The sequence below is a fragment of the Halomonas sp. JB37 genome, from assembly GCF_002332255.1.
GTDB classification, from domain to species: Bacteria; Pseudomonadota; Gammaproteobacteria; order Pseudomonadales; family Halomonadaceae; genus Vreelandella; species Vreelandella casei.
Genome location: NZ_NRGW01000001.1, coordinates 659,281 through 670,737, shown reverse-complemented (window position 1 = coordinate 670,737; position 11,457 = coordinate 659,281). Strand labels below are relative to the sequence as shown.

The following is an 11,457-nucleotide window of genomic DNA, read 5'->3' as shown; positions in this document are numbered from 1 at the left end:
CTGCGTGCCTAAGCCGCTGACTTAGCCCATCGCGAGAAGCGGTTTAATCAACACCACCCGCAGTGCCGAGCTTGCCCCACCGGCGGGCTGGGTATGAACCCAGCCCGCCTCTTCAAGCGTGGCGCAGGCGCGGCGGATAAGCGCATGCTCAATATCCAAATGTCTCGCTAATAGCGCGCTGGAAACACCCTTCTCAGAGGGCGGCGACGCATCAAGCGCCAGCAGCACCAGCGCGGCCAGGGTGTCGAGCTCGGGATACGCGGCCTGCAGCGCAGTGAGTGCGCGCTGCAGGTGTTGACCCTCCGCGAGTTCCGCCATTGGCTCAGACACTTACTCAGACAATCCGGGCGCTGGCTTCCAGGCGAATAGCAATCGACTTGGAGGCTGGGGTATGGCTTTGATCGCCTTTATGATCCAGCGGGATCAGCGGATTGGTTTCGGGGTAGTAAGCGGCGGCACAGCCTTCGGGCGTTGCGTAAGCAACGACTTTAAAGCCATCCACTCGGCGGGTAATGCCATCGCCCGATTCGCCAATCAAATCCACCCACTGGCCTGCTTTAAAGCCCAGCCGATCAATATCCTTGGTATTCAGGAAAATCACCTGGCGGCCGTTTTCAATGCCGCGATAGCGGTCGTTATAGCCGTATATCGTGGTGTTGTACTGATCGTGGGAGCGCATGGTTTGCAGGGTTAGCCAACCACCTTCTCGGCCCGTCATCTGCTGGTGCATTACCTGCTCAGGCAACCTGGCATCAGAAAACTCGGCCTTGCCGCTCTGGGTAGGAAAGCGCAGCTCAAAGGCCGGATTCATCAACCAAAACCCACGCGGCTCGCGTACGCGCTTATTAAAATCATTAAAGCCAGGAATAACGGCTTCGATATGCTCGCGAATCACGTCGTAGTCGTCACGCATGGCGGCCCAGTCAACTACATCCTTACCCAGCAAGCGCTCGGCAAGGCCGGTCAATATGGTGATTTCAGAGGGTAGCGTGCTATCCACCGGGCGATTAATGCCCGCCGACCCGTGCACCATGCTCATAGAGTCTTCCACGGTAATTAGCTGCGGCTTGCCTGTTGCGCTGCGGTCGACCTCGGTGCGCCCCAAACAAGGCAGAATCAGCGCGTCTTTACCCGTCACTAAGTGGCTGCGGTTGAGCTTGGTGCTAATAAACGCCGTTAAGCGGCATTGAGACATCGCCGCTTCGGTCACGCGGCTGTCGGAAATAGCGCGGGTAAAATTACCGGCTAGGCCAATAAACACCTTGCCCGGCTGATCACGCATGGTCTGTACGGCGGCCACAGAATCAACGCCAAACGCTCTTGGCATGGGTCTTTGGTAACGGCTTTCCAGGGCGTCCAGCAGTGCATCCGAGGGCTTTTCGAAAATACCCATCGTGCGGTCGCCCTGCACATTAGAGTGCCCGCGTACCGGCGAGGTACCGGCGCCGGGTTTACCCAGGTTTCCGCAAAGCAGCAGCAGGTTAACAATTTCACGAACGGTGGGCACCGAGTGCACGTGCTGCGTAATGCCCATCGCCCAGCAGATAATAGTGGCGTTGGAGCGGGAATACAGCATCGCGGCCTGCTCGATTTCCGCTCGGCTTAAGCCCGCCTGAGCCTCAATCGTTTCCCACTCAGTGGCCTCTACTTCGCGGCGGTAGGCGTCAAGTTCAACGGTATGTTCAGCGATAAATTGATGGTCCAGCACGGGTTCGCCGGCGCCATCACGCTCAAACAGCGCTTTAGCCATGCCGCGAAGCACGGCCATATCGCCGCCCAGCTTAGGGCAAAAGTAATGCGTGCTGATGGCATGGCTGCCGTTATGCAGCATTTCAAGCGGCTTTTGCGGGTTGGCAAACTTCTCAAGCCCCCGCTCGCGCAGCGGATTGAAGCTGACGATGGTGGCGCCACGTTCAGCGGCTTCACGCAGCGTACCCAGCATACGCGGGTGGTTGGTGCCGGGGTTCTGGCCAAATACAAAAATCGCCTCGGCCTGCTCAAAATCCTCCAACCGCACGCTGCCCTTACCAGTCCCCAGCGCCGCGCCAAGGGCAACGCCGCTCGCCTCATGGCACATATTGGAACAGTCCGGAAGGTTGTTGGTGCCATAAAGCCGCGCCAGCAGCTGGAACACGTATGCCGACTCGTTACTCGCCTTTCCGGAGGTATAGAAGATAGCGTCATTCGGCGTGGGCAGCGCCTTAAGCTCTGCGGCCATCAGGTCCAGCGCCGCGTCCCAGGCAACCGGCTCGTAGTGGTCGGTGTCAGCGTTGTAGCGCATCGGCTCGACCAGGCGCCCCTGATCTTCCAGACGATAGTCGTCCCAGGTTTTGAGTTCGCTAACGGTGTGCTTGGCAAAGAAATCCCGCGTCACTCGCTTGGAAGTGGACTCCCACGTCACTGCTTTTACGCCGTTCTCACAAAACTCGAATGAAGAACCGTGCTCAGGGTCACCCCAGGCGCAGCCGGGGCAATCAAACCCATCGGGCTGATTGAGCTTAAACAGCGCCCGCGCATTGGTCGCCACGGCGCGACTATGCAGTAAATGCTTACCCACGGCCTTGAGCGCACCCCAGCCCCCAGCCGGGTTGTGATACTCAAAAACCTTGGGATCGTGTACCTTAGAGCTTTTTGGGGCATCCGGATTCGGCGAGGACATCGTGCTTCTCCATCAAGAAGGGAAGGAAGCGCCGTATTAGTCATTAGCCTGCTTCCTTATAGTGCGTTACGTTCGACCAAAAGCGCCGCCTGGTCAAGTAGTGAACGCGCAGTGCCGCCATTAGCGATGAGCGCCGTCACTGACCGGCACTAAGCAAGCAGCGCGGCAAGCAGAGCGCTCGCCGCACCAAAATGCCTTAAGCCCTTATCTTTCAACTACTTTGAGATTGCTATGCTATTACTTATTATCATTTTCAGCCTAATCGGTCTGGCGTTTGGCGGACCGGTTGGACTGCTGGTTGGCGGCGGTCTGGGTTGGTGGGCGGGGCAGCGTCTCAGCCGCCGCTTAAACGGCGCCCGCGTGCGCATTCAAGAAGGCTTTTTGGAGTCAATTTTTTCTGTCATGGGCTGCCTGTGCCAAGCCGACGGAAAAGTCACCGAAGGCGAGCTGGGCGTTGCCGAAAAGCTCTTTGATCAGATGCGGCTGCAAGGCGAGCAGCGCGCCAAGGCGCGTGCCGCTTTCGAACGGGGCCGCGCCGCTGACTTCAACTTGGACGCTGAGCTGGCCGCGGTTAATCGCCTGACTCTGCGTCAGCCTGTTTTGCGTCAGGTTTTTATCCAGGTTCAGCTCACCGCTATCTCAGCCGACGGCGTTCTGCATCCTGCCGAGCATGAAATGATTCTGCGCGTTGCTCGCGGAGTGGGCTGTAGCGAAGCCGAAGTTCAGCAGATCGAAGCGATGCTGCACGGTGCCGCCGCGAACTCGCAAGGCGCCAGCGAAGAAGCGCTTAAAGATGCTTACCGAGTTCTGGGCGTTTCTGAAGACGCCAGCGATGCGGAGATCAAAAAAGCTTATCGTCGCTTAATGAGCCAAAACCACCCCGACAAACTCGCGGGCAAAGGCTTGCCAGAAAGCATGCGCGACGTTGCACAGGCGCGCACTAGCGAAATTGGCAACGCCTATGAGCGGATTCGCGCGTCCCGCGATAGCGCATAGAAGCAGGCCGTCGACAGCGCTATTCACGTCCGCTAGATTTACGCTATCACTGTTGTCGCCAGGAGTTCACCATGATCACGCTATACAGTTTTCCAAAATCGCGCTCTTTACGTGTGTCGTGGGCCCTTGAAGAGCTAGGCGTTGAGTATCAATGCCAACACATAGCGCTTGATAAAGGTGAGGGCCAAACGGCCGAGCATTTGGCGCGCCACCCTGATGGGAAGGTGCCTGCACTTGAGGATGGAGACGTCCACTTATTTGAATCTGCGCCGATTTGCCGTTATTTGGCGGAAACGTATAGCAACGGCACGCTGCTGCCTAATGATCCGGCTGCTCGCGCTCAGGTCGACCAGTGGCTCAGCTTTATCGTGACGGAAATTGAGCAGCCTCTTTGGAATCAAGCCAAGCACAAGTTTGCCCTGCCCAATGATAAGCGTGTCCCCGCGATTCTACCGGTGTGCGCCTGGGAGTTTCAGCGTGCGCTGGCCGCTTTAGAGCGTCGTTATCACGGCCAAGAAAACTTGGTCGGTGAGTCGTTCACACTCGCTGATCTGTTTTTAACCCACACCCTATCGTGGGCGATCAGCATGAAACACCGCTTACCTGACACGCTAATAGCCTATCGCGAACGCCATATTCAGCGCCCGGCTATGGCGCGTGCTATAGCCCGCGAAGAAGACGCGGCTTAACGTTCTTACCTGCCTTTCTGGCGAGGTGACCGCTGAAAAAACAGGTGGCTTATGGGGGCAACTCAGCTCCATAAAACAGCCAATTCACGCGCGCTGCGATCGTTTTCTCCCCTTAAAATGTGTGCGTAAAACCGCACATTTAAGCTTGTGCATCATTGCGTGATCACGTAAATTCAACACTAAAGTCGATATCACATTCACCCACTTTGGTGCATTACTGCCCTCGATGTAGCCCTCCCGCCCTACGATTAACTACCTTTTATGGAGCCCTATGCTGCTACTGTTACTCATCCTAATGCCAGTAGTTGGCAGCATAATAGCCGCGCTCATGCCAACCAATGCGCGTAACCGTGAAGCATGGCTAGCCGGTGGCATTGCCTTTGTAGGGTTACTCATCACCGCCTATCTCTATACTCAGATAGGCACTGGAGAATTAGGCACTGGTGACGTCGTCCGCTATCAGCTTGAGTGGATGCCCGATTACGGGCTGAATTTCATACTTCGTATGGATGGCCTGGCATGGATGTTCTCGATGCTGATTTTAGGCATCGGCGTACTGGTGGTCATTTACGCGCGTTATTATATGTCTGCCAATGACCCCGTACCGCGCTTTTTCTCTTTCTTATTAGCCTTTATGGCCTCCATGCTTGGCGTGGTGCTATCGGGTAATCTTATCCAGCTGGTTGTGTTTTGGGAGCTGACCAGCCTGACCTCCTTCTTACTCATTGGCTACTGGCATCACCGTGCAGATGCACGGCGCGGTGCACGCATGGCGTTTACCGTGACGGCCACCGGTGGGCTTTGCTTGCTGGTCGGCGTACTGATGCTTGGTCATATCGTTGGCAGCTATTCATTAGATGTGGTGCTGGCATCAGGGGATCTGATTCGTGCGCACCCTTGGTACTTACCCACGCTGATTTTAATCGCATTAGGGGCGCTGACAAAAAGCGCGCAGTTCCCGTTCCATTTTTGGCTGCCTCACGCCATGGCAGCGCCGACACCCGTCTCGGCTTTTTTGCATTCGGCGACGATGGTGAAAGCCGGCGTGTTTTTATTGATGCGCCTATGGCCGTCTCTTTCAGGAACGCCCGAGTGGACATTAATCATTGGTGGCGCAGGGCTCTGCACGCTACTCATTGGTGCCTTTACCGCCATTTTCCAGCACGACCTTAAAGGCCTGCTGGCTTACTCAACGATCAGCCACCTGGGGCTCATTACCTTATTGCTGGGCATTGGCACGCCGCTGGCGATGGTCGCTGCGCTGTTCCACACGCTTAATCACGCTACGTTCAAAGCATCGCTGTTTATGGCGGCGGGTATTATCGACCATGAGAGCGGCACCCGAGATATGCGCCATTTGCGCGGGCTCTTTAAGGTGCTGCCGTATACCGCCACCTTGGCAATTGTTGCAAGTGCGGCCATGGCCGGTGTGCCGCTGCTTAACGGCTTTCTTTCTAAAGAAATGTTTTTCGCCGAGGCGTTGGCAGTGGGATCGGCCCGCAACTGGAGCATGTCCGCTGCGGCCGTGTTAATGGGCATTTTCAGCGTTGCCTACTCGCTGCGATTTATCAACGTATTCTTTGGCCCGCTGGCGACTGACCTGCCGCGTGCACCGCACGAGCCTCCGCGCTGGATGCGCTTCCCGGTAGAGCTACTGGTACTCTGCTGCCTGATAGTGGGGGTGATTCCTGGCTTGAGCGTGGGGCCATTCCTCAACACGGCGGTCATCTCAGTCCTCGGCGAGCAAACGCCCGGCTATAGCCTTGCCGTTTGGCACGGTTTTAATTTACCGCTGCTAATGAGTGTGATGGCGTTGGGCGGGGGCGTACTGCTTTACATCTGGCTACGCACACGTCACGGCTTGATCCAATCCAACCGCGTGCCTTTCCTCTATCGTTTTAATGGCAAACAAGCCTATGAAAGCACCATGCTGAGGATTTCCTCCAGCGCCTCGCTGCTTGAAAAGCTATTGAGTACGCGGCGCGTACAGCCGCAGCTGCTGCTCATGATTACGCTGCTCTTAGCTGTGCCGCTGCTGATCGTTAGGCCTGTTTCATTGCTTACCTTTTCAGACAACGGCGAGTTTTCCCCGCTGTTCGCCGGCCTGTGGGTAATTGGCGCCATTTGTGCCGTGGCAGCCGCCTGGCAAGCTAAATACCACCGCTTAGCAGCGCTCAGTTTAGTGGGCGGTGTCGGTATCGTGGTCAGCATTACCTTCCTCTGGCTATCGGCGCCCGATCTCGCCCTGACCCAGCTTATGGTCGAAACCGTCACGACGGTACTGATTCTGCTTGGCCTTCGCTGGCTGCCTGCGCGGATTACCCCCAAAGAGCTCAACATGCGAGCCACGCGCCTTTCGTGGTTTAGACGCTCGCGGGATATGGTGGTCGCCGTGGTCGCGGGCCTGTGCATGAGTATTGTCAGCTATGCGGTCTTGGTGCGCTCGGCACCCGTGGGCAGCATTTCTGATTTCTTCATGACGCGCGCGTTGAGTGAAGGCGGCGGCAGCAATGTGGTTAACGTGCTGCTGGTGGATTTCCGTAACTTCGATACGTTAGGCGAAATCGCCGTCCTCGCTGTGGTAGCGCTGACGGTATACGCCCTGCTGCGGCGCTTTCGCCCTGCGCCGGAAAGCCTGCCAATTCCGGCGCAACAAACCAATAATGTTGACCCCGCCGCCGGCCAAACGCCCGTACAGCAAGTGGAAAGCGGCTATTTAATGGTGCCCGCCGTTTACCTGCGCATGCTGCTTCCGATCATGGTGGTCATTGCTGCTTACTTCTTTATTCGTGGCCATAATCTTCCCGGCGGCGGTTTCGTTGCGGGGCTTACGTTTGCCGTCGCGATTATTGTTCAGTACATGCTGGGCGGCACGACCTGGGTAGAAAAACATCTGCGCTTACAGCCACACCGCTGGATTGCGTTTGGATTAATCATCGCCTGCGCAACGGGACTGGGCGCCTGGCTGTTCGGCTACCCTTTTTTAACCACGCACACTGCCCATATGACGCTGCCGATACTAGGCGAGATTCACCTACCCAGCGCCTTTATTTTCGATTTGGGCGTCTTTGGCGTAGTGGTCGGGTCAACAATCTTGATTCTCGTGGCTTTGGCTCACCAATCAGTTCGTAGCCATCGTCTGCCCATTAGTAACATCGCCCCCGTTATCAACAAGGAGGCCAACTGATGGAAGCCGTCATAGCGATTGCCATTGGCATTATGTTTGGCGCTGGCGTCTGGCTGATCCTGCGTCCACGCTCTTTCCAGGTCATTACCGGTCTGCTGCTCATTTCCTATGCGGTGAACCTGTTTATTTTCATTATGGGCCGGCTGTCGATCAACCAAGCACCGCTGACGCTGGGTGAAGGCGCAATTGACCCTTCGCTGTACGCTGACCCGCTGCCGCAGGCGCTGGTGTTAACGGCGATTGTCATCGGCTTTGCAACCACCGCCCTCTATCTAGTGGTGATGATCGGCGCACGCGGTTTAACCGGCACGGACCATGTCGATGGTAAGGAGATGGATAAATGAGCCTACCGTGGGTTCAACACCTCATCCTTGCCCCGGTATTAGTACCCTTGCTATGCGGCGCACTGCTGATCTTGATTAACGAGCGACGCCATGAGCGTAAGTTTTTTATCAATATTGTCAGCACCGTCTCTTTGCTAGTGATTTCACTGGTGCTGCTTTACCTGTCTGACCGTGAATACTGGCCCAACGGCATTGGCGTTTATCTCTCAGCTAACTGGGCGGCGCCCTTCGGGATTGTGCTGCTGGTTGACCGGCTTACCGCAGTGATGATGCTGCTGACGTCAGTGCTGGCAATCGCCTCGTTAGTGTTTTCGATGTCGCGCTGGAGCCGTATCGGCGTTCACTTTCACTCGCTGTTTCAATTCTTATTAATGGGCATTAATGGCGCTTTTCTGACCAATGACCTGTTCAACCTATTCGTGTTTTTTGAGGTCATGCTGGCAGCTTCCTACGGGTTAGTGCTGCACGGCTACAACACCCGTCGCATCCGTGCCGGCATGCAATATATCGTGGTCAATTTGCTGGCATCGTTCTTCTTCTTAATAGGCGTGGCGCTGATTTACGCAACGACCGGCACCTTAAACATGACCGACCTCGCCGCGCGTTTAGATCTGTTAGCCGCCGAAGACCTAGTGCTGCTGAAAATTGGCGTTGTTATTCTAGCGCTCGCCTTTTTGACCAAAAGCGCTATGTGGCCGCTGGGGTTCTGGCTACCCACCACCTATTCAGCCGCATCGCCGCCGGTGGCCGCGATGATGGTACTGATGACTAAGATTGGCGTGTACGTGCTGCTGCGGCTGTGGCTGCTGCTGTTCTCGGATGGGCCGGCAGCAGGCTTTGGCTTCGATTTATTGCTATGGGGCGGGCTCGCGACACTGGCATTCGGTACCATTGGATTACTGGCCAGCCAAGAGCCAGGCCGTATGGCAGGCTATGCTGCGGTCATCTCGTCCGGCACGCTGTTAGCGGCGGTAGGCTACGGGCAGCCCGAACTCATCAACATTGCGCTGTTTTATATGATTAGCTCAACGCTCGCCGTCGCGGCGTTCCTGCTGCTAATTGAGCTGGTTGAGCGGATCAGAACACCCGGCGCGGCGATGCTAGCGCTGACCATGGAAGCCTTTGCCGTTGATGATAAGCCTGACGAGCCGGTGGGTGTGCCGATTCCAGGCGCGCTGGCGTTTTTAGGGCTCGCCTTCGCCGGATGCGCGCTGGTGATCACCGGCCTACCGCCGCTATCGGGCTTTGTGGCGAAATTTGGCTTGATGCATACCTTGCTCAATCCACAAGGAATGTCGACCAGCATGGTGACCTGGCTGCTGCTGACGCTGATAGTGCTGTCAGGTTTGGCGGGCATTATTTCGCTGATGCGCTTTGGCGTGCGCACCTTTTGGGCCACTAAACACACCACGGCACCGCACCTACAGCGCTCGGAGGTGGCACCCATCACCGCACTGCTGCTGCTCTGCGTGCTGCTAACCGCCCAGGCGGGGCCTACCGTGGCCTATCTGGAGCGTAGCGCTGAGCCGCTTCATCAACCGGGCCTGTATATTGAGCGCATTGAATCGGCCCCGGTGATCACCCAAGAGCCGTTGGGAGAACGCACATGAGTCTGCACCGCTGGCTACCCTCGCCGATGCTGTCCGCTGCCCTGCTGGCTATGTGGTTAATGCTCAACCAGAGCGTAGCGCCCGCCCAGATACTGCTTGGCACGCTGCTTGCGATTGCCGCGCCCTTAATGACCAAGCCGCTGCGCCCGATGACGCCGGTACCGTTTAGAAAGCCGCTAGTGATGGCGCGCCTGTTGACGCTATCGCTAATAGAGATTATTCGCTCCTGCTTCAACGTGAGCCGGATCATTCTCTTTGCCAAGCCTCAAGGGCTTAATTCACAGTTTATTAAAGTGCCCCTGGACTTGAAGCATTCTCACGGCTTAGCGCTGCTGTCGTGCCTGATTAACTCTACGCCGGGTACGGTGTGGGTAGAAATTTTACCCGACACCCATGATTTGGTGCTGCATGTGTTTGATCTTCACGACGCCCAATGGTGGGTCGACACCATCAAGACACGCTACGAGAAACCGTTGATTGAGATCTTCGACAATGTATAGGAGCGCGCGCCAATGACGGCCCTTTTATCGTTAGCCATCAACTTCACACTGGTGTGTATCCTTCTGGCGATGCTGCTGTGCGTCGTGCGCCTGCTGCTTGGCCCCACCGCGCAAGACCGAGTGCTCGCACTGGACACGCTATGGATGTGCGCAATGCTGCTCGCGTTAGCGCTAGGCCTGCGTTTTGGTAATCTGATTTATTTTGAAGCGGCCATGCTCATTGCATTGACGGGGTTTGTCTCGACGGTGGCACTCACGAAATTCTTAATGCGCGGCGAGGTGATCGAATGAGCCCTGACTTTGACAACCTACCCTTATGGGTCAGCCTGCCCGTCACTCTGCTGCTGGTGTTGGGCAGCCTAGTAGTACTAATTGGCGCGATAGGCCTGGTGCGTTTGCCGCACTTTTTTCAGCGTATCCATGGCCCGGCGATCACGGTCACCCTAGGCGCTGGCTGCATTTTAATCGCATCAATGCTGTTCTTTACCGCGCTGCAGTCGCGCTTAGTGATTCACGAGCTACTCATCACCGCGTTCATTTTGCTCACAGCACCTGTCGTGGCCATGCTGCTTATGCGCACTGCGGTCTATCGTGACCTTCGGGCGCGTCAACGCGACGGTAAGACAGAATCAAACGAAGTGTATCCCTTCTCACCGGATGAATAAGAAGGGCTAACGCCATAGCAATGGCGCCCCTTCTTTTAGCCTGACACCGCCCGCTCACCTAGCCTTTACGCTCAATATCCACATCGCTGGCGCGGGTAAAATCATCCAGAGCCATCATGTGACCAAGCTTGCCAGCTTTGGTCGAAAGATAGTGTTCGTTATGGGGGTTTAGGCCGGTCGTGATAGGCAGGCGCTCTACTACGTTGACACCGTCGCGGGTGAGCGCTTCCACCTTGCGCGGATTGTTAGTCATTAGGCGTAGCGATGTAATACCTAAGTGATTGAGCATGGGCACGCAAAGATCGTATCGGCGCATATCGGCACCAAAGCCGAGCTGCTCGTTGGCTTCTACCGTGTCAGCACCTTGGTCTTGCAGGTTGTAAGCACGAATTTTGTTTAAAAGCCCAATGCCGCGTCCTTCTTGGCGCAGATAAAACAGTACACCGCGGCCCTCTTCAGCGATACGTTTGAGCGCCTCCTGCAACTGATAGCCACAGTCGCAGCGCATTGAGAACAGCGCATCGCCGGTCAAACACTCAGAGTGCACGCGCCCAAGTACCGGCTCATCGCCGGTCACGTCACCCAGCGTTAGCGCGATATGATCTTTGCCAGTAGCCTCATCTTCGAAGCCATGCATAGTAAAAGTGGCCCAGGGCGTGGGCAGTCGGGAAGCGGCAATGAAGCGAATGGTCACAGGTTACCTCGTTGATTAACCAAACCAGTTAACCACACCAGTGTTGGCAAAGTAGGCAGGTATTCTATCAGGAAGCGGCGCCCGCCTCACGGTGGTTAGACGGCTAAATAGCG

11 protein-coding genes are annotated in these 11,457 nt (G+C 56.2%); 8 read left to right on the top strand and 3 right to left on the bottom strand.

The window, feature by feature from the left end; genetic code table 11:
• Window positions 1-21: 21 nt before the first annotated feature.
• Window positions 22-318: a MarR family transcriptional regulator gene (locus CIK78_RS03305; RefSeq protein ID WP_096277187.1), complete on the bottom strand. Its 297-nt coding sequence runs from the start codon at window positions 316-318 to the stop codon at window positions 22-24.
• A gap of 16 nt (window positions 319-334) precedes the next feature.
• A complete protein-coding gene (locus CIK78_RS03300) occupies window positions 335-2,659 on the bottom strand; it encodes an FdhF/YdeP family oxidoreductase (protein ID WP_096277185.1) in 2,325 nt (774 codons plus the stop codon).
• 231 nt (window positions 2,660-2,890) lie between these two features.
• Between CIK78_RS03300 and djlA the strand changes: the two genes are divergently transcribed.
• From djlA to mnhG, 8 genes are all read left to right on the top strand, one after another.
• The gene (gene djlA / locus CIK78_RS03295; protein WP_096277183.1) at window positions 2,891-3,655 is read left to right on the top strand and encodes a co-chaperone DjlA; all 765 of its coding nucleotides are present in this window, start codon (window positions 2,891-2,893) and stop codon (window positions 3,653-3,655) included.
• A gap of 71 nt (window positions 3,656-3,726) precedes the next feature.
• On the top strand, window positions 3,727-4,344 hold the full coding sequence (locus CIK78_RS03290; RefSeq protein WP_096277181.1) for a glutathione S-transferase family protein: 618 nt from the start codon (window positions 3,727-3,729) through the stop codon (window positions 4,342-4,344).
• Between the two features lie 271 nt (window positions 4,345-4,615).
• Window positions 4,616-7,531, top strand: coding sequence for a monovalent cation/H+ antiporter subunit A (locus CIK78_RS03285; protein WP_096277179.1), 2,916 nt, complete (start codon window positions 4,616-4,618; stop codon window positions 7,529-7,531).
• The gene (locus CIK78_RS03280) at window positions 7,531-7,875 is read left to right on the top strand and encodes a Na+/H+ antiporter subunit C (protein WP_096277176.1); all 345 of its coding nucleotides are present in this window, start codon (window positions 7,531-7,533) and stop codon (window positions 7,873-7,875) included. Before CIK78_RS03285 ends, CIK78_RS03280 begins: the two co-directional genes overlap by 1 nt.
• On the top strand, window positions 7,872-9,485 hold the full coding sequence (locus tag CIK78_RS03275) for a monovalent cation/H+ antiporter subunit D (protein WP_096277174.1): 1,614 nt from the start codon (window positions 7,872-7,874) through the stop codon (window positions 9,483-9,485). The genes CIK78_RS03280 and CIK78_RS03275 overlap by 4 nt, the downstream gene beginning before the upstream one ends.
• Complete coding sequence (locus tag CIK78_RS03270) at window positions 9,482-9,985, top strand: Na+/H+ antiporter subunit E (RefSeq protein WP_255249084.1); 504 nt, start codon at window positions 9,482-9,484, stop codon at window positions 9,983-9,985. The genes CIK78_RS03275 and CIK78_RS03270 overlap by 4 nt, the downstream gene beginning before the upstream one ends.
• Before the next feature lie 12 nt (window positions 9,986-9,997).
• Complete coding sequence (locus tag CIK78_RS03265) at window positions 9,998-10,276, top strand: K+/H+ antiporter subunit F (protein WP_096277172.1); 279 nt, start codon at window positions 9,998-10,000, stop codon at window positions 10,274-10,276.
• Entirely contained in the window at window positions 10,273-10,650 is a 378-nt protein-coding gene (gene mnhG, locus CIK78_RS03260; protein WP_096277170.1) for a monovalent cation/H(+) antiporter subunit G, read from the top strand. Before CIK78_RS03265 ends, mnhG begins: the two co-directional genes overlap by 4 nt.
• 58 nt (window positions 10,651-10,708) lie before the next feature.
• Here the strand turns inward: mnhG and ribA are convergent, their stop codons facing one another.
• Entirely contained in the window at window positions 10,709-11,344 is a 636-nt protein-coding gene (gene ribA, locus CIK78_RS03255; protein WP_096277168.1) for a GTP cyclohydrolase II, read from the bottom strand.
• Window positions 11,345-11,457 lie beyond the last annotated feature (113 nt).

Coding starts and splice junctions, on each gene's coding strand:
- CIK78_RS03305 (WP_096277187.1), bottom strand. CDS start 318: ATGGCGGAACTCGCGGAGGGTCAACACCTGCAGCGCGCACTCACTGCG.
- CIK78_RS03300 (WP_096277185.1), bottom strand. CDS start 2,659: ATGTCCTCGCCGAATCCGGATGCCCCAAAAAGCTCTAAGGTACACGAT.
- djlA (WP_096277183.1), top strand. CDS start 2,891: ATGCTATTACTTATTATCATTTTCAGCCTAATCGGTCTGGCGTTTGGC.
- CIK78_RS03290 (WP_096277181.1), top strand. CDS start 3,727: ATGATCACGCTATACAGTTTTCCAAAATCGCGCTCTTTACGTGTGTCG.
- CIK78_RS03285 (WP_096277179.1), top strand. CDS start 4,616: ATGCTGCTACTGTTACTCATCCTAATGCCAGTAGTTGGCAGCATAATA.
- CIK78_RS03280 (WP_096277176.1), top strand. CDS start 7,531: ATGGAAGCCGTCATAGCGATTGCCATTGGCATTATGTTTGGCGCTGGC.
- CIK78_RS03275 (WP_096277174.1), top strand. CDS start 7,872: ATGAGCCTACCGTGGGTTCAACACCTCATCCTTGCCCCGGTATTAGTA.
- CIK78_RS03270 (WP_255249084.1), top strand. CDS start 9,482: ATGAGTCTGCACCGCTGGCTACCCTCGCCGATGCTGTCCGCTGCCCTG.
- CIK78_RS03265 (WP_096277172.1), top strand. CDS start 9,998: ATGACGGCCCTTTTATCGTTAGCCATCAACTTCACACTGGTGTGTATC.
- mnhG (WP_096277170.1), top strand. CDS start 10,273: ATGAGCCCTGACTTTGACAACCTACCCTTATGGGTCAGCCTGCCCGTC.